Annotated in this window: 13 protein-coding genes; 6 read left to right on the top strand and 7 right to left on the bottom strand. The window is 46.4% G+C overall.

All coding sequences use genetic code 11. The features are described from left to right. Window positions 1-180 precede the first annotated feature (180 nt). Genes CLV42_RS20380 through CLV42_RS20400 form a run of 5 tightly spaced genes read left to right on the top strand, consistent with a single transcriptional unit; the run spans window position 181 to window position 7,974 of the window. Window positions 181-864, top strand: a complete 684-nt coding sequence (locus CLV42_RS20380) for a response regulator transcription factor (protein ID WP_106603781.1) — start codon at window positions 181-183, stop codon at window positions 862-864. Further along, on the top strand, window positions 861-2,195 hold the full coding sequence (locus CLV42_RS20385; protein WP_106603782.1) for a sensor histidine kinase: 1,335 nt from the start codon (window positions 861-863) through the stop codon (window positions 2,193-2,195). The genes CLV42_RS20380 and CLV42_RS20385 overlap by 4 nt, the downstream gene beginning before the upstream one ends. A 29-nt stretch (window positions 2,196-2,224) precedes the next feature. Further along, a complete protein-coding gene (locus CLV42_RS20390; protein ID WP_106603783.1) occupies window positions 2,225-3,625 on the top strand; it encodes a TolC family protein in 1,401 nt (466 codons plus the stop codon). A gap of 4 nt (window positions 3,626-3,629) precedes the next feature. Continuing rightward, complete coding sequence (locus CLV42_RS20395) at window positions 3,630-6,845, top strand: efflux RND transporter permease subunit (protein WP_106603784.1); 3,216 nt, start codon at window positions 3,630-3,632, stop codon at window positions 6,843-6,845. A gap of 1 nt (window position 6,846) precedes the next feature. Next, window positions 6,847-7,974: an efflux RND transporter periplasmic adaptor subunit gene (locus CLV42_RS20400; RefSeq protein WP_245901701.1), complete on the top strand. Its 1,128-nt coding sequence runs from the start codon at window positions 6,847-6,849 to the stop codon at window positions 7,972-7,974. 74 nt (window positions 7,975-8,048) lie between these two features. Here CLV42_RS20400 and CLV42_RS20405 read toward each other — a convergent pair whose 3' ends face one another. The 5 genes from CLV42_RS20405 to CLV42_RS20425 form a co-directional block, all read right to left on the bottom strand. After that, the gene (locus tag CLV42_RS20405; protein ID WP_106603786.1) at window positions 8,049-9,470 is read right to left on the bottom strand and encodes a T9SS type A sorting domain-containing protein; all 1,422 of its coding nucleotides are present in this window, start codon (window positions 9,468-9,470) and stop codon (window positions 8,049-8,051) included. A 71-nt stretch (window positions 9,471-9,541) separates the two neighbouring features. Further along, window positions 9,542-9,832: a T9SS type A sorting domain-containing protein gene (locus CLV42_RS20410; RefSeq protein ID WP_245901702.1), complete on the bottom strand. Its 291-nt coding sequence runs from the start codon at window positions 9,830-9,832 to the stop codon at window positions 9,542-9,544. 83 nt (window positions 9,833-9,915) lie between these two features. Beyond that, window positions 9,916-11,904, bottom strand: coding sequence for a cellulase family glycosylhydrolase (locus CLV42_RS20415; RefSeq protein ID WP_211303497.1), 1,989 nt, complete (start codon window positions 11,902-11,904; stop codon window positions 9,916-9,918). A gap of 358 nt (window positions 11,905-12,262) precedes the next feature. Next, window positions 12,263-13,096 (bottom strand): CvfB family protein, encoded by an 834-nt coding sequence (locus CLV42_RS20420; protein ID WP_106603789.1) that lies wholly within the window; start codon window positions 13,094-13,096, stop codon window positions 12,263-12,265. 30 nt (window positions 13,097-13,126) lie between these two features. Beyond that, window positions 13,127-13,633, bottom strand: a complete 507-nt coding sequence (locus tag CLV42_RS20425; protein ID WP_106603790.1) for a YdeI/OmpD-associated family protein — start codon at window positions 13,631-13,633, stop codon at window positions 13,127-13,129. A 62-nt stretch (window positions 13,634-13,695) separates the two neighbouring features. Between CLV42_RS20425 and CLV42_RS20430 the strand changes: the two genes are divergently transcribed. Next, entirely contained in the window at window positions 13,696-14,199 is a 504-nt protein-coding gene (locus CLV42_RS20430; protein ID WP_106603791.1) for a GNAT family N-acetyltransferase, read from the top strand. 2 nt (window positions 14,200-14,201) lie between these two features. Here CLV42_RS20430 and glgX read toward each other — a convergent pair whose 3' ends face one another. Both glgX and CLV42_RS20440 read right to left on the bottom strand, forming a co-directional pair. Then, a complete protein-coding gene (gene glgX / locus CLV42_RS20435; protein WP_106603792.1) occupies window positions 14,202-16,334 on the bottom strand; it encodes a glycogen debranching protein GlgX in 2,133 nt (710 codons plus the stop codon). A gap of 79 nt (window positions 16,335-16,413) precedes the next feature. Further along, the gene (locus CLV42_RS20440) at window positions 16,414-18,231 is read right to left on the bottom strand and encodes a glycoside hydrolase family 13 protein (protein ID WP_106603793.1); all 1,818 of its coding nucleotides are present in this window, start codon (window positions 18,229-18,231) and stop codon (window positions 16,414-16,416) included. Window positions 18,232-18,424 lie beyond the last annotated feature (193 nt).

Here is an 18,424-nt window from a genome sequence, read left to right on the forward strand (position 1 = left end):
ATGAAACAATAAAACGAGCCGGATTCTTTTCACCTTTACATTCGAATTTGAAGGTACTCAACGGACAAAAGACAGTAAAAAAAGAACCACGTATGACGAGTGGTTCTTTTTTTATAAACGATCATAAAAAGTCTTTGCTTCAAGATTCCTTCAAACTTTAAAACGAATTATGCAGTTGATATGAAAGTACTGCTCGTTGAAGATAATATGGAGTTGGCCGGCAGCATTAGTAATTTTCTGGAAAAGGAAGGTTATCTGTGCGAAGTGAGTTATACCAGTAATGAGGCACATGATAAATTGATATCCTTTCAATATGACTGTGTGCTGCTGGACATTACACTGCCCGATGGCAATGGACTGGAACTGCTTCAGTTCATTCACCTGGAGAAGATCGATAGTTGTATACTGATCATTTCCGCCAGAAATTCATTGGACGATAAGATAACAGGACTGGAAGGTGGCGCGGACGATTATCTGACAAAGCCATTCCATCTTACAGAGTTACATGCACGACTGAGAGCCATATACAGAAGAAAGAAGTTACAGGGAAGCAACATAATTACATTCAATGAGATCACGCTGAATACAGACACTTTAGAAGCTATCGTAAATGATATTAAACTGGATGTAACACCAAAAGAATTTGACCTCTTGCTTTATTTCCTGGTCAACAAGAACAGGGTGTTATCGCGTCAGTCGATTGCTGCACATCTGTGGGGCGACTATACTGACAACCTGGCCAATTTCGATTTCGTGTACCAGCATGTGAAGAATCTCCGTAAGAAGATACATGCAGCAGAAGGTGGCGATTATATCAGTACAGTATATGGATTAGGGTACAAATTTAATACTGCCGTATCATGAAACTGATCAACAAATTTACTTTATGGTATCTCTGCATCACGCTGGCAGCAATGCTTGTGGGAGTTGCCATCGCTTATAACAAAGTAAAGTCGGGCATTGACGAGGCCGAGATCAACAGGTTGAAAGTATATAATGATCAGATGGCACGGCAGATGCAGCGTGGCGTATCCCCTGACACCTATATGCGTGGCAGACCGGCGGAGATCAAATTATTGCTGAATGAGGTACCGGCAAAAAAATATGAAGTGTTGGAACATTCCTTCTACAACACGATGCTGCAACACAAAGAGTGCCGGCTGACCGTTACTTCTTTTTATAAGATAAACGGACAGTATTACAGCATATCCTCATATAATTATATCACCAAGGCAAAGGAGATCCTGAAGGGATTAATGAGCTCCTTCATCTGGATCTTTATCATCCTGCTGGTGCTGACAGTATTGTCTGCCCGCTTTGTATCACGGCTGATACTGGCGCCTTTTCATCATACATTAAAAAAGGTGCGTTCGTTCAACCTGAAGGATAAGAAGTCATTACAGCTGCCTACAGCAAATGCAGCAGAGCTAAAGACATTGAACAGCTTTTTGAATGGCATGACAGATAAGGCATTGGACGACTATCGCTCGCTGAAAGAGTTCACTGAAAATGCCTCTCATGAGTTACAGACACCGGTGGCCATATTACGCAACAAGCTGGAACTGCTGACTGAATCTTATCTGCACGGCAAAGACCCGGATACTGTTACAGGGCTCATAGCTGACATGCAGAATGCCATTGACAAACTATCCAGGATCAATAGTTCCCTGACCTTACTGGCCAGGCTGGAAAACAATGAATTTGGCAATAAGCAGTCCATTTCATTCAGCCAGCTGACGACAGAAGCATTGCAAAGTTTTTCCGAACTGATGGACATGAAGGCCATCACACTCGATACGAAGATCGCTGCAGGTGTATCAGTACAGTTACATCCCGCACTGACAGATATCCTGCTGGGTAACCTGTTCAGCAATGCGATCCGGCACAATATACACGGCGGCCAGATCAGCGTACGCTTGTCAAAATCAAGGCTGGTTATCGGCAACACGGGCAATCCGCCGGAAGTGCCCACCACAGAGCTGTTCAAACGTTTCAAGAAAGGCCGGAAGAACAGCGATTCAATAGGGATAGGTCTGGCTATAGTAAAACAGATCTGTGACGTCAACCATTTTAAAATTCAATATGACTATGCCGGAGGATGGCATATCATGCAGATAATTTTCGAGGAATCAACAGGTAGCACAATGTTACAGAAGGAAGACGCCAACGCATTATTTCCTGAAAGACAACATTAGTGCTTATGGTCTAATGTTCAAGTTTAATCATGCAAACAAAAAGAATCAGCGTGATCCTGTTCCTGCTGTTATGGCACGGATCAATGGAAGTATTACACGCACAGCAGGTACTGACGCTAAAAGAAGCCGTACAGACAGCACTCGCCAACTATGGATCAATCAAGGCCAAGGCTAACTACCTGAATGCCTCTAAATCCACCGCCACACAAGCGAAGCGGGATTATCTCCCGAATCTGAACCTTTCTGCGCAGCAGGACTATGGTACTATAAACGGGCAATTCGGGCCTTCCTATGGTCTGAATGGCCTTGCGGTATCCTCATCGGGTCCTACCCTGCCCTCACAGAACTGGAACGCTGCATTTGGCGGATTGTATCTGGCCAACATCAACTGGGATTTCTTCGCTTTCGGCCGCGCCAAAGAGAAGATCAAGACCGCACAGGCAGCAGTAGCCAGGGATCAGGCAGACTGGGAACAGGAGCAATTCCAGCAATCAGTAAGGGTTGCCGGAGCATACCTTAACCTGCTGGCGGCGCAACGCCTCACCAGGTCATGGCAGAACAACCTGGAACGCGCAGATACCCTCCGTTCAGTAGTGGTAACCAGAGTAAAGAACGGGTTAATTCCCGGCGTTGACTCTACACTGGCGAATGCAGAAGTATCCAATGCGAAGATCGCTTTAACAAGAGCGATAGATGTGGAACAGACACAAGCTAATCAACTGGCTGTACTCATGGGCGTACCTGCAACCGAATTCATACTGGATACCGTATTTATTAACCGCATTCCCGCAGCACTGACAGACAGCGTCAATGGAGCGGTACAAGGGCATCCTCTACTGAAATACTACGAAAACCGTATCAAGGTGAGTGATGAACAGACCCGTTACATACATACCCTGAACTTCCCTGCATTCTCTGTATTCGGGGTGATGCAGACCAGAGGTTCCGGTTTCGATGCCAGTTATGTAACAGATCAGACAGCATATAATAAAGGTTACTGGGATGGTGTAAAACCTAACCGCAGCAATTACCTGCTGGGGGTAGGCATAACCTGGAACATTACTTCTCCGCTGAGAGTAAAACACCAGGCAGCTTCCCAGAAATTCATATCAAAAGGCTTACAGGATGAATATGAACTGGTACGTCAGCAACTGGTGGCACAGTTAACCCTGTCGGATACAAGGATCAAAAATGCGCTGACCAACTATGCGGAAGCGCCTATACAGGTCAATGCGGCAACGGAAGCTTACCAGCAAAGGACGGTATTGTACCGGAACGGGCTAAATACGATCGTAGACGTAACACAGGTCTTTTACACACTGAACCGTGCAGAAACAGATCGTGATATTGCCTATACCAATGTATGGCAGGCGCTGTTACTGAAAGCTGCCGCTACCGGCAATTTTTCTCTATTCATCAATGAATTCTAATTAAATGAACCTGATAAGATCAGCATTACGCAAACCAATATCCATACTGGTAATAGTGGCTGCCCTCTTCTTCTTCGGCATAGGCGCCGTAAGAACGATCAAGGTGGACATCTTCCCAAAACTGGACCTGCCGGTGATGTACATCGCGCACCCATTTGGTGGATATACCCCCACTCAGATGGAGGCATATTTCGGTAAACAATATATCAACGTCCTACTTTATGTAAATGGTATCAAAACCATTGAAACTAAAAATATACAGGGGCTTACCCTCATCAAGGTAAGTTTTTATCCCGGCACGAACATGGCACAGGCACAGGCAGAGCTAAGCGCCTTCTGTAACCGTATACAGGCTATCTTCCCGCCAGGCTCACAGCCACCTTTCATTATCCGTTTCGATGCTTCTACCCTGCCCGTAGGCGAGCTGGTATTGAGCAGTGAAAAACGAAATAATAACGAACTGCTGGACCTCGCCAACACTTATGTACGTTCTTCTTTTACGGCTATTCCGGGTCTGGTGTCTGCACCTCCCTTTGGTGGTAACTTACGTACCGTGGTGATCAAGGCAGATCCTGAGCTGCTCCGTTCTCACAATATGACACCGGACCAGCTGGTGGAAGCCCTGCGTATCAACAACCAGACTTCTCCTTCCGGTAACGTACGTATCGGTGATATTAACTTCATCACACCCGCCAATACTGCAATCCGCACCGTAAAAGATTTTGAGAACATTCCCCTTTACAAGGGCGGCGTACAAAACCTCTACCTGCGTGATGTAGCTACTGTAGAAGATGGTGCGGACATTACAGCCGGTTACGCACTGGTAAACGGACGCCGTTCTGTATACCTCAGTGTGGCCAAATCTGGTGATGCATCTACCTGGGAAGTTGTACAGAAACTGAAAAAAGCCTTGCCCAAGTTCCAGGCACTGCTTCCGGAAGATGTAAAACTTACATACGAATTTGACCAGTCAGTATATGTGATCAACGCTGTGAAGAGCCTGATCAGTGAGGGTACCATTGGTGCGATCCTCACAGGGCTGATGGTACTGTTATTCCTTGGTGACCCCAGAGGTGCGCTGATCGTGATACTAACCATTCCAACCTCTATCATTGCCGCGGTACTTTGTCTGAAGGTAGCAGGACAGACCATCAACATTATGACATTAAGCGGTCTGGCACTGGCGATTGGTATCCTGGTGGATGAGAGTACGGTGACGATTGAGAATATACACCAGCACCTCGACATGGGTAAACCGAAAGGCCTGGCCATCTGGGACGCGTGTAAGGAGATCGCTTTCCCTAAACTGCTCATCCTGTTCTGTATCCTGGCAGTATTTGCGCCGGCGTTCACCATGGGTGGTATCCCGGGATCATTATTCCTGCCGCTGGCATTAGCGATAGGCTTTGCGATGATCGTCTCCTACTTCCTGGCACAGACTTTCGTACCTATCATGGCCAACTGGCTGATGAAGGCACATCCACATACAGGTCATGAGCCAGATCATATCCTCAGTAAGAAGGAACTGGCGGAAAGAGCAGACTTAAACAGTAATGGTAAGCTTTCTTTCTTTGAGAGAATACGTAACCGCTTCATGCGTTTCATGGAGCGTGTCATGCCTGCCCGTAAAGTGATCGTATCCATTTACCTGCTGGCAGGTATCGGACTGGCGGTATTGTTGTTGAACACGATAGGAAGGGACGTACTACCCCGTGGCAACGGCAGCCAGTTCCAGTTAAGGATACGTGCACCACAGGGTACACGCGCAGAAAGGACAGAAGAGATCACTATAAAAACGGTTAACGCGATCAAAAGCATTGTAGGACCAGAGAATGTAGCTATTTCATCTTCTTATGTAGGACAACACCCCGGACAATTCTCCATCAGCCCGATTTACCTGTTCATGCCCGGACCACAGGAAGCAGTAATACAGGTTGCGCTGAAAGAGGATTACAAGGTAAACATGGATGAGCTGAAAGACAAGATCAGGGAAAGGATGAGGGCAGAATTGCCGGGTGTTACTCCTTCATTTGAGCCAATAGAACTGACGGACAAGATCCTGAGTCAGGGTTCACCTACGCCGATAGAAGTAAGGCTCTCCGGCAGGAATAAACAAGTCAACGAGCAATATGCGGCGAAAGTGATCGAAAAACTGAAAAAGATCTCCTATCTCCGGGATGTACAGCTTGGACAGTCTACCAAGTATCCTTCCCTGAAGATCACGATAGACCGTGTGCGTGCAGCACAGCTGGGGGTGGACGTGAGTGATATTTCCCGTTCACTGATCGCTTCAACATCGTCTTCCCGTTATACCGAGAAAAATATCTGGATAGATGAGAAAGCCAACCTCAGTTACAGTGTGCAGGTACAGGTACCGGAAAACAAGATGACCGCTATCGAGGATATTGCGGAAATTCCTCTGCTGAAGAATGCCAGCAGGCCGGTATTGGGAGATGTAGCGACGATCACCCGCGATACCACCTATGGTGAAGCAGACAACCTGGGCGCTATTCCCTCACTTTCTGTTACCGCCAATACAAACAATATTGACCTTGGTACAGCCACCGACGATGTGAACAAAGCACTTGCTTCCATCGGGGAACTGCCACGTGGCCTGACTGTGGAACTGATCGGTCTGAGCTCCACACTTACTGAAACGCTGGACAGTCTGCAATCAGGATTGCTGGTAGCAGTGGTAGTGATCTTCCTGATGCTGGCAGCCAACTTCCAGTCATTCAAAGTATCGGCAGTAGTACTGGCATCGGTACCGGCGGTATTAATCGGTTCACTGACCTTACTGCTTATCACCGGATCCACACTGAATCTGCAGTCATACATGGGTATCATCATGTCGGTGGGCGTATCTATATCGAACGCCGTACTGCTGATCACCAATGCAGAACAGTTACGCCAGGGCAACGGTAATGCTTTGCTTTCTGCGAAAGAAGCCGTAGCATTACGTCTCCGTCCTATCCTGATGACCAGTCTTGCGATGGTGGCAGGTATGATCCCGATGGCCAGCGGCCTGGGAGAATCCGGCGACCAGACATCTCCACTGGGACGTGCGGTAATAGGTGGTCTGATTGCTTCTACCTTCAGCACACTATTCATTTTACCACTGGTATTTGCATGGGCGCAGGGTAAGGCTACCACACGGTCGGTATCACTGGATCCGGAAGATAAAGAAAGTAAAAACTATGTACCATCCTTACACGAATAATATGAACAGTTTAAAAGCACTTGCTATCACGATAATATGCAGTTTGCCAGCTACTATGCTGCTGAGCAGCTGTGGCCATACAGAAGGTAAATCAGAAACAACCGAGGCAGCCGCACCTGAAGAAGCGGCAGTATCCGCCCTGTCCCTGCAGAAGGGAAAATTGTCTTCCTCCCTGCAGATACCTGGTGAGCTGATCGCTTACCAGCAGGTGGATATTTATGCAAAAGTGAGCAGCTTCGTTAAAAAGCTGCACGTGGATGTAGGATCTGAAGTAAGCACCGGTCAGCTACTGGCTACCATGGAAGCCCCTGAGATCACTTCTCAGCTGGCTGGCGCAGAATCCAGGCTGAAGGCGCAGGAAGCGATCTACCTGGCCAGCAAAGCGAACTACGACCGTTTGTACAACACCAGCCTGACACCAGGTACGGTATCCAAGAATGACCTGGATATTGCCCTGGCCCGTCAGAATTCAGATAAGGCACAACTGGATGCCGCGAGAGCTTCTTACAGGGAGATCACCGATAACAGGAACTACCTGGAGATCAGAGCACCATTTTCAGGCATTATAAGCGCAAAAAACGTAAGTGCGGGTGCCTATGTCGGCCCGACCGGAAAAGGCTCTGAATTCCCTTTATTTACCCTCCAGGAGCAAAAGAAACTACGTCTTGTGATCTCTGTTCCGGAAGCATATACCAGTTACCTGGCTAATAACAGCGAGGTGAAATTCAATGTCAAGGCATTCACCGGTCAGTCATTCACCGCAAAGGTAAACCGCCTTTCCGGTGCGCTGGATACCAGACTGCGTTCACAGCGTATTGAGATGGATGTGATCAACAACGATAAAAAACTGCTTCCAGGTATGATCGCAGAAGTGAACATTCCGATGAACGGTACTGACAGCACATTCCTTGTTCCAAAGACGGCAGTTGTGAATTCCACGGTGAATATATTCGTAGTAAGGGTAGTAAACGGTAAAGCTGAAAGAGTGCAGGTGCAGACCGGACGCGAGGCAGACGGAAAAATTGAAATATACGGAAGTGATCTCAACGAGGGCGACACCATTGTAGCTGCTGCCACCGAAGAGTTAAGAGATGGCGCAGAACTGAAGCATGTTAAAATAGGCAAGTAAAGAAAGGATGTACATCAACGAAAAAGGCTGTCACATGTGGACAGCCTTTTTACATATATATAGGGAGCCGAATACTATTGGATCAATACTTTCTTCGTATGAACTGCTGCTCCGTTTGTTACCACCAGGATATAGAAACCGCTGGCGATATTGCCGGTTGCAAGAGATACACGTTGTGTATTTGCTTTCTTATAAGCTGCTACTTTCTTATTCACATCCAGTAGCTGCACCTGTACCGGCTTTGACGGATCGTATTTCTCTACCTGTACGGTCAGGGTACCACCGCTGACAGATGGATTAGGGAATACACTGATACCGGTGCTTTCTTCATGTGCCAGGGATTTTTCAGCCGGAGAAAGCGCTGAAATGATCACAGAAGATACCTTGTCATTCCAGGTAGCTACATCCAGTAAAGGCACATCTGAGGTAACGGTGGTGCTTGCACCGGAAAAGTTATCATCCGCGTACAATACGATCTTATAGCCGGATGCTACTTTCAGGGAAGTAATATCATCATTGCGCGCACCATATGCCTTTAGCTGGGCCAGGTTATAAGTACCTGCCGGCAGGTATACGCCATAGCCACCATAGTTAATGTCCTGGAACAGGCTCACCGCTATAGGTGGCGGTGTGGAATAAGTAAAGGGATAGGTTTGCTGGGCCTGTACAAACTGCGATTCATACTGGCTGGTCCAGCCAAAAGCGTTTGTAGCCAGTGACTTCAGGTTCACGCCTGCAGCAGCGCTCCAGAAATGCACGAACTCACCCATGTTCATGCTGTTGTAGTCAGTACCTGATCTTGAAAAATAGAGGGACAACTGGGTAAAATAACGGTTCAGTACCTGTGCGCCACCATATTGGCTGTAGATGGGATAGAACCAGTCCCTGAACCAGGCGGTATTAGCCCTCGGGAAACCGTCACGGTTGGCAATGAACTCATTGTAGGCAGATGTTGCCCTGCTTTCCAGACCTAAGCCTTTGTACACATCATAGATGAAGATCTCCGCCCACTTGCTATCGCCCCATATGCCAAAGGCAGGGGAGTTATGCATGTTCTTTCCTCCTAACTCCACGATATGGCCCACTTCATGTGTAAGCAGGTTGTAATCGCCCTGAGTAGCGCTCGTCCACGGACCAGCGCCGGCATCGATCACATTCCTGTTGTCATGACTGGCATCAAAATAGGTGGATGGATGTCCTCCGCTATATTTGCCGGTATGCAGAATAGCGAACATGTGCGGATCGGTTCCGAAGGAACCATAGGTCTTCTTGGTGTAGCGCCATACATCACCAAGATACTGACGGGGCCAGGTGACGGAACTACTTACGTCACTGTCGAAATAAAGGGCCAGGTCATTGTCGTAAAAAACACGTGAAACAATCTGGTTGTGTTCAAACCAGTGCTCCTGCCATGTTGCAGGAGGTGTTTGTGCCTTTACCTGGATAACGGGAAATGCCAGGCTGGCCAGGAGTACCAATGCGTAGAACTTTCGCATAAAAAACGGGTTGAATGTGAGAAAAAACTGCCGGACAAGCCGTCCGGCAGCGTTATATGAATAAAAAGGACTTATTGTATAACTATTTTCCTTGTGTAATACTTCTTACCGTTTGTTACTGCTAATACATAAATGCCACCGGCTACATTACCGGTGTTAATAGAAACGCCGGAAGCATTTGCTTTCTTATAGACCACTGCGGTCCTATTGACATCCACCAGAGAAATATTCAGCGGAGCAGTAGCCTCGTACGCTGCCAGCTGCTGATGTTCACAGCAGCTGGCGGGAGATTGTGCCTCTGCTCTTTGAGGGATGAGCCCGAGGCCACCGGCGATTGTTGCCAGCATGTAGAATTTGCGCATTCTATTAATGGTTATCATGAGGGAAAATAAACAGCTTACAAAGGGAAGGACTCCCCATGAAATAGTCCTTCCTATATATTATTTTACTGGATCAGTACTTTGCTGGTATAAGTATTTTTACCATTGGTTACTGTCAGTATATAGAATCCGCTGGCCATGTTACCTGTAGGAATGTTCACAATAGCAGCATTGGCTTTCTTATAAGCCACTACCTTCTTGCTCACATCAACCACCGCTACATTTACCGGAGCAGATGCATTGTATTTTTTCACATTTACAACCAGTATGCTGCCTTTTGCAACAGGATTAGGATATACCAGGAGACTACCGTTCGCTTCAACGCTCAGGTCTGTTTTATCTGCCGGTTGTACAGCTGCCATTGTTTTAGCGGTGGCCGCACTAACAACACCGAAAGCAAATGCCTCCCATCCCTGTACAGTGGGTCTTGTACAGGTCATTGCCTGTGTACCGTTCTCAGAAGAAACGTATAAACCGTTGTTGCCCCTAAGTGCTACTTTACCATCAGCAGTTTCTATCCAGTCGAATTTCTCCCATCCCTGGATAGTGGGTCTGTTACAGGTAATAGCCTGTTCACCGTTTTCAGAAGAAACATAGTTGCCGGTATTACCTTTCAGCGCAATCTTACCGTCGCCGGCATCCACTACCTGGAAGAATTCCCATGCCTGAGGTACATTAGCATCACACCACATAGCGCCCACGCCATTCTTGGATGTAACGTATTTGCCATTGAATCCCTGCAGCCATACGGTCTTACCGATAGGCGCATTAGCAGAGCTTTTACCAGGAGCAACGGCTGCAATGGTATTAACGTTCTTTACGTTATTGGCAAATTTGATATTGTTTAGTACAGCGCTCATATTACCAGCACCATCCACCAGGTAAGGAGGAGGAATACGTAATAACGCAGCATTCTCGCCAGCATCGAAACGTTTGTAAGTCCAGTGGAACCAACCCACTCCGGCAGTATTCATGGCAGCGATATTCGCACGCAGCCAGTCAGCGCTGTTCTCACCGGTTTCACCTACTACTACGGGTACGTTATAGGTGTTACGGAAATTGTTGATGTTACCCAGTTCATTGATCTGGTTAGCATCGCCATTGGTGGTAGTAGGAGAAGTAGAAGTACCATAGCGGTGTGCATTGTACACCAGGTTACTTTTGTTGGTGAATGTAAATGGCTCCAGGTAATTATACTGGTTACCCCAGCCGTTCCCTTCGATCATGAGCAGGTGTGTGTCACCTTGTGCACGGACAGCGTTGATCAGTCTTTCGAACAGCGCATGGATCTGCTGATTCGTAGGTACATGGTTCGGCTCATTGATCAGGTCATAAAAAGCGATCCTGTCATCGTTGATATAACGGGCAGAGATACGCTGCCAAAGACGTACCGTGATGTCCTGATAGATAGACTTGTTCCAAAGGTCATTACCCACAAATGCATCAGCAATATTAGCATCAGTACCGGCAGCACCAGGAGCGGCGTGCAGGTCTAATACAACATACATCTTGTTAGCAGCAGCCCATTTCAGCAAACTGTCTGTCAGGCGGAAACCTTCCAGGTTAGCATCAGTGAACAAGGTGTTGCTGTTGTACCAGGATGTCAGTGAATTGACATAACTATTGTAGTTTGACTGGTTACGAGCAACGCCATTTCTGACTGCACGTTGCGCAGATGTAAGGAACAGATCATAATGCAGTGGCAGACGGATACTGTTGAAACCGAGGGAAGCCATGTAGTCAACATCAGCTTTGGTGATGAAGTTGTCGCGCCAGCTCTGATAAAAAGCTTCAACGGCAGCATCACTCTGTCCCTGGTCGTACAGGCCTTTTTTAATAGACCATTGGGTACCACCACCATCGGGCCTCATCATATAACCTTCCTGCAATAACCAACCACCAACGTTGATCCCTTTAAGGATCACTTCCTGGTTACTGGCATTGACAATACGTTTCCCATCGGCCCGCAGGCGGGTCAGCTGGGCATATGCCTGCCCGGCCCCAAGACACAGGGCGAGCAATAGCAGTGAGCAAAATAATCTTAGTTGACGCAAATTTCGTGGAATTACGCACAACCGGCTTGTGTAATGGATCTTCATAGAGGGTATTTAAGGTTTTCATATAAAACATAGAAATGGCTTGGCTACCGGCTACGTACAGCCAGGTTAACATAGTTGTCGCACAAGAAAGGATTAGGTACTACCCAAACGATTGCTTTTTTTAACAGGCAGGAATAATTAACTGATGATCAACGTATAATCATCAGGGCAAAACACGAGTGTTGCAACGGGTATTGAGGGAGGGAAACACCTCGTTCGGGAGTTCTGTTAGAAGGCGGATCTACAAATGAAACAGCTCCTCCAATCGGGCATGGAAGAGCTGTTTCATTTAATGAGATAATTTCAGCAACAACTAATCTTCATCAATCAACTTAATACCTGTCTGTGTGAAGATGATCTTACGTTGTTTATACAGGGCACCGGTAGTCATTTTAAAGGTTTTCTTACTCATGCTGAAGAAGTTGTAGATCTCTTCCGGATCTGACTTGTCATGGTAAGGCAGGTAACCATCATTTTCTTTCAGTAAGCGCAGTATCTTATCTGCTTCACTCTCTACCCTGTCATAACCGGGCTTGCCGGTCACTACATCTATTTTATCACCTTTAATGGATTTGATAAAGCCTTTTAGTTTATCTCCTATATCTACAGGACCAAATACTTCACTGTAATGCAGGATACCTGTATGCTGATTATTGATGATCACAACAAAACCTATCTCGGAACGGCGGTATACGATCATATCTACAACATCCAGCTCTTTTACCGTCAGGTTTTCATTGCTCAGATAGGGATCTATTTTCTCTGTCGCGGCCACCCTGTTGGTCAGTTCATCCAGGTAGATCTTTACCAGGTAATCCTGCCCGGGATGCATTTTGCTGATCTGTTTGGAAGCAGGGACAAACAGGTCTTTCATTAGTCCCCAGTCCAGGAAGGCGCCCTGTTCAGTTACACCAGTTGCTTTCAGGTTGACGATATCGCCTACTATGCCATATGGTTCCTGGTTGGTAGCCGTCAGCCGGTTCTCTGAATCGTGATAAATGAATACTCTCAATTCGTCTCCCTTTTTTGCATCCGCAGGCACGAAGCGTTTAGGCATCAGGATCTCCTGTTCGCCTCCATCCAGGAACAAACCATACTCACTCTCCTTCTTAACCCGCAACAGGTTGTATTCACCTACTTTATACATGTAATCTCTTATTTAACCGCAAATGTACAACTACTTTCCCTTGTTCGCTCTCATCATAGTGGGGTAATCCTGCTTTCGCGCGAGGGCAGTTACCGCCTGTGCAATACGTTTGGCTTTTGTAGGCTCAGTTTTAGCACTTTCGATCCACTTCATAAAATAGTTCCTGTGCCCTTTCGCAAGGCTATTAAAGAACGCAAGTGCATCCGGCTCATCCTCCAGACATTCCATCAGTTCCGGCGAGGAAACCGGGTCCGGATTATCATCCTCTTCGATCTGCACTACCAGCTGGGCCCCTGCCCTTTTGGCAATAGCTTTGCGCATCTCTGCATTCACAGCCATGATAAACGAGCCATCCCCCATAGGCATCAATGCAATCGCCTCAACCGGGTGTTTATCCAGTTTTCCTTTTACCCTGAAAGATTTCCTGTTCCCAGGTTTTAGCTGTTGGGCAATATCCTCAGGAATAACAATATATGTCCACCCTGTTTTCTCCCCCTGCTTGTCAAATTTCAACATGGTAGCAGTATACTTAACCATCTTGCTTTTTTTTGCTAACTTACTTAATCGCTCCGAATTTTAATAACTATAGAAATCACCTTATGCTTGTCTGTGAAACATCCAGATTGATTATCCGCCAGTTTACCATTGACGATGCCCCTTTTATTTTCCGGTTATTAAACACAGAAATCTGGCTCACCTATATTGGTGACAGGAACATCCGGGGATTGGATGACGCCCGCAACTACCTGGTAAATGGCCCATTGGCTAGTTACGACCGTTTTGGCTTTGGGCTGTATCTCGTAGCACTGAAAGGTGAACATACTCCAGTTGGGATGACAGGATTGATCAAAAGGAATGGATTGGAAGAAGTAGACATCGGGTTTGCGTTTCTTCCCGAATACACCGGCAAGGGATATGCTTTCGAGGCAGCCAGTGCTATAAAGGACCATGCTTTAGCAACACTGAAACTGCCCCGTGTAGCAGCTATTACAACAGAGAAAAATATTCATGCAATCAACCTTCTTGAAAAGATAGGCCTTCATCATGAGAAGATGGTACTGTTACCCGGAAATAACACCGAGTTTATGTACTTCGTTAACTAGGCTCAGTGCTTAAGTTTATGCTGTAGCACAACTACCGACCGGGCATCGACATTTATCACTCCCTCGCCGGCATATACTTCTTCTCCGGCTTTTACCTGCAGATCTTTTGTATCCAGCATCTTCTTCCAGTTATGACCATATTTTTCATGTGGTAACCTGAAGTCAAGTGGTTCATAATGTGCATTGAAAATAATATAGAAGCTATCATCCACTATCTGCTCTCCTTTCGGACCGGAAACATGCAGTCCTTTTCCGTTAAAGAATACGGCCATAGACTTTGCGAAATCGTGACTCCAGTGTTCATCAGACATTTCAGCTCCATCCGGCAGGAACCAGGCAATATCCTCCAGGCCGATCCCCTTAATAGGCTGCCCCTGGAACCAACGCCGGCGACAGAAGGCAGGATGTGCTTTCCGCAGTGCGATCAGCTGACGGGTAAACTGCAACAGATCATTATCCCTCTCTTTCCAGTTAAGCCATGACAGCTCATTATCCTGACAATACCCGTTATTGTTACCCTGCTGGGTACGGCCAAATTCATCACCCGCCAGGATCATGGGAACACCTTGTGACAATAACAGTGTGGCGAAGAAATTGCGTTGTTGCCTGCGTCTCAGGGTCAGCACGGCCTCATCCTGCGTAGGCCCTTCTGCTCCACAATTCCAGGACCGGTTATGGTCCTCTCCATCTCTATTGTCATCGAGGTTAGCCTCATTATGTTTATCATTGTAAGAGACCAGGTCGTGTAGTGTAAAACCATCGTGTGCTGTGACGAAGTTGATACTGGCGGTTGGACTACGGTAATCATTCTTGTAAAGGTCAGAACTGCCGGTAAACCTTTCGGCAAACTCACCCAGCATACTGTCAGCCCCTCTCCAGTAGTCCCGGATACAGTCCCTGTACTTGCCATTCCATTCAGCCCATCCTGGCGGGAATTTACCTACCTGGTAACCATCTTCGCCAATGTCCCAGGGCTCTGCTATCAGTTTCACCTGTGAGATAATGGGATCCTGGTAGATAATATCAAAGAAGGCACTCAGGCGGTTCACCTCATGCAGTTCCCGGGCCAGGGCAGCTGCCAGGTCAAAACGGAATCCATCCACATGCATATCCAGTACCCAGTAGCGCAAGCTGTCCATCATCAACCTTAACACGTTAGGCAGGTAGGCATTTAATGTGTTACCGGTGCCTGTGTAGTCCATATAGAAGCGTTTGTCTTCCGTAAGCCGGTAATAAGATGCATTGTCAATCCCCCGGAAGGATAAAGTAGGCCCAAGGTGATTGCCCTCTCCTGTATGATTATACACCACATCCAGGATCACCTCTATGCCAGCCCGATGTAGTGCTTTTACCAGCTGCTTGAATTCGGTCACCTGTTGCCCCAGTACTCCGCTTGCCGCATATCTGGCGTCAGGCGCAAAGAAGCCAATAGTATTATATCCCCAGTAATTGGTCAATCCCTTATCCACCAGGTGCCTGTCTGCTACAAAGTGGTGTACCGGCATCAGTTCAACAGCTGTAATACCCAATTCTTTCAGATAATTGATAGTAACAGGATGCGCCATTCCGGCATAGGTACCTCTTATCTCTTCCGGTATATCCGGATGTTGTTTGGTAAACCCTTTCACATGTGCTTCGTAGATGATGGATTCGTTATAAGGTATCCTGGGCGGCTCATCTCCTTCCCAATCGAAATGATCATCTATTACGACACACTTGGGAATGAACGGTACGCTATCTACATCACTGAAGCTCAGGTCTTCCTCCGGATCGCCCATTTTATAGCCAAATAAAGCATCACTCCAGTTGATCGTACCGGCAATAGCTTTGGCATAAGGATCTATCAATAATTTCTTCGGATTGAAACGATGTCCGTTCTGTGGTTCATATGGACCATGTACACGGTATCCATACAGCTGCCCTGGTTTTACGTCCGGCAGATAACAATGCCATACCTGGTGAGACCGCTCTTTGATCATTACCTTCACCGCTTCCACCTCATCATCAGTGGAATTAAATAAACATAATTCTACTCCTGTAGCATTATCCGCATACAGGGCAAAATTCACTCCTTTACCGTCCCAGGTAGCGCCTAATGGATAAGGACTTCCAGGATAAACAACAGTTTGGTTCATAATGGATGATTGGCCTCCCACTTTCTCTTCCCGCTGTCAGGAAGAGAAAGCCAGGAGTGTTATTTACTTAATCAAATTTTCAGATAGCGAGTTCATTTGATTCCATGCTTGAGTTTTCTTCTTTTATTTTCCTGGCAGGCAGTTCTTCACTATTAGCCTGCGCTTCGTCTGCCAGTGGAGGCAGATCTGTTGGCAGCGGACCAAATATCAGCGCCTGATAAGGCGACAGTGTTACTTCGTTATTCTCAAGCCTGAATGAGAGCATATTATTTACCAGAGGTTCGGTACCGATGTCCAGCACGAATGGTATTTTGTACAACACTTCCTCTTTTGAAAAGTTGAGTACGACGAGCAGCTTTTCTTCATCCAGTGTACGGGTATAAGTATATACCTGCGGATGATCCGGATCCAATAGTTCATATACACCATATGTGAGCACTGGCTTGTGTTTCCGTAGCAACACCAGTTGACGAAAATACTGAAGGACGGATCGTTCATCTTTCTCCTGGAGGGCAGCATTGATGAATTTATAGTTATCATTGATCTTCAGCCAGGGCTTTCCGGTAGTAAAACCAGCATTGGAAGATTCATCCCATTGAAAGGGTGTCCTGCCATTGTCCCTGCCCGTTATCTGAGCATCTTTTAGAAAATGTTCAGTATCTCCTCCCTGACTTTTCACATACTTGTACATATTGATCGTCTCAATATCCTTGTAGTCTTCGATTTTCTCAAAGCGGATATTGGTCATGCCCAATTCATCACCGTAATAGAAAATAGGAGTAGCTCTCATCGTGAGCAGGAAAGTAATCAGCAGCTTCGCAGAAATCTCACGGTATTGCTCCTCATCATTACCCCAACGGCTTACCATACGTGGCTGATCATGATTACCGAGATAGATTGTTCCCCAGCCCTCCTCTTCGAATACTTTATCCCAGTCTGTATATAGTTGCTTGAATTTTTTCAGGTTCAGTCCTCCGGGTTCCAGCCGTTTATACCCTTCCTTTGCAAAGCCCAGTTGCACACCTTCAAAGTGGTACAACATATGTAACTCTTTACGATCTTCTTTTACAAACTGTAATGCTTCGTCTTTGCTGATACCGGAGGCTTCTGCAAGTGTTACTACATCGGGTCTTTCAAGTGTCTCACGGTGCATTTCCTGCAGATACTCATGCAGATGGGGCCCATGTGCGTAATAGTTGGCCCAGTCTGATTTATATTTCTCCTTTACGAGTTTGTCCACCTCAGGCCAGGAAGTATCTTTTGAGATATAGCAGATGGCGTCCATTCTGAATCCATCTACTCCTTTATCAAACCAGAAACGCATTACATCATAGATGGCTTTACGCACATCCGGATTCTCCCAGTTGAGATCCGGCATTTTTTCTGAGAAATAATGAAGATAATAAGAGTCGGTAGCCTTATTATAGGTCCATGCATCACCTCTTGGATCAAAGTGACTATACCTGTGAGGTGGCTTCCCTTTTTCGGCCGGCCACCAGTGATAATATTTATAGTAAGGGTTTTTCCTTGATTTCCTCGCCTCAGTGAACCAGGGGTGTTCATCACTGGTATGGTTCACGATAAGATCCAGCATCAGACGGATCTTCCGATCGTGCAATCCTTTTATCAGTGTATCCAAATCCTCCATTGTACCCATCTCCTTCATGACATCGTAAAAATCACTGATATCATATCCATTATCATCATTGGGTGATTTATAGATAGGATTTATCCAGACCATATCTATACCCAGACTTTTTATATAGTCCAGTTTTGATATGATGCCCTGCAGATCTCCAATACCATCACCATTGCTATCTTTAAAACTCCATGGATAGATCTGATAAATGATAGATTCCTTCCACCAGTTTTTATCCCTGACTACTTTATTTGACATAGATCTACATTTCGGGTTAATGCTTTTCTTTTCTGCAAAAATCCTGCACAGGTCAAATCTGCCACATGAATATTGAAAGAGATCAGTTTTTACCTCCAGACTGTAGAAATTCCGTCGCATTCTTTCCACATTATAGGCGATACCTATCTGGGCGTTCAGGTGCTGTTTATGCTGGCATATTATTTTCACTTTA

The organism is Chitinophaga ginsengisoli, from assembly GCF_003014595.1.
GTDB lineage: Bacteria > Bacteroidota > Bacteroidia > Chitinophagales > Chitinophagaceae > Chitinophaga > Chitinophaga ginsengisoli.

Bases quoted from the DNA above. Each gene is read 5' to 3' on its own strand.
- CLV42_RS20410 (WP_245901702.1), bottom strand. From the start codon at position 9,832: ATGCGCAAATTCTACATGCTGGCAACAATCGCCGGTGGCCTCGGGCTC.
- CLV42_RS20400 (WP_245901701.1), top strand. From the start codon at position 6,847: ATGAACAGTTTAAAAGCACTTGCTATCACGATAATATGCAGTTTGCCA.
- CLV42_RS20425 (WP_106603790.1), bottom strand. From the start codon at position 13,633: ATGGTTAAGTATACTGCTACCATGTTGAAATTTGACAAGCAGGGGGAG.
- CLV42_RS20380 (WP_106603781.1), top strand. From the start codon at position 181: ATGAAAGTACTGCTCGTTGAAGATAATATGGAGTTGGCCGGCAGCATT.
- CLV42_RS20440 (WP_106603793.1), bottom strand. From the start codon at position 18,231: ATGTCAAATAAAGTAGTCAGGGATAAAAACTGGTGGAAGGAATCTATC.
- CLV42_RS20405 (WP_106603786.1), bottom strand. From the start codon at position 9,470: ATGCGAAAGTTCTACGCATTGGTACTCCTGGCCAGCCTGGCATTTCCC.
- CLV42_RS20390 (WP_106603783.1), top strand. From the start codon at position 2,225: ATGCAAACAAAAAGAATCAGCGTGATCCTGTTCCTGCTGTTATGGCAC.
- CLV42_RS20430 (WP_106603791.1), top strand. From the start codon at position 13,696: ATGCTTGTCTGTGAAACATCCAGATTGATTATCCGCCAGTTTACCATT.
- CLV42_RS20395 (WP_106603784.1), top strand. From the start codon at position 3,630: ATGAACCTGATAAGATCAGCATTACGCAAACCAATATCCATACTGGTA.
- CLV42_RS20385 (WP_106603782.1), top strand. From the start codon at position 861: ATGAAACTGATCAACAAATTTACTTTATGGTATCTCTGCATCACGCTG.
- glgX (WP_106603792.1), bottom strand. From the start codon at position 16,334: ATGAACCAAACTGTTGTTTATCCTGGAAGTCCTTATCCATTAGGCGCT.
- CLV42_RS20420 (WP_106603789.1), bottom strand. From the start codon at position 13,096: ATGTATAAAGTAGGTGAATACAACCTGTTGCGGGTTAAGAAGGAGAGT.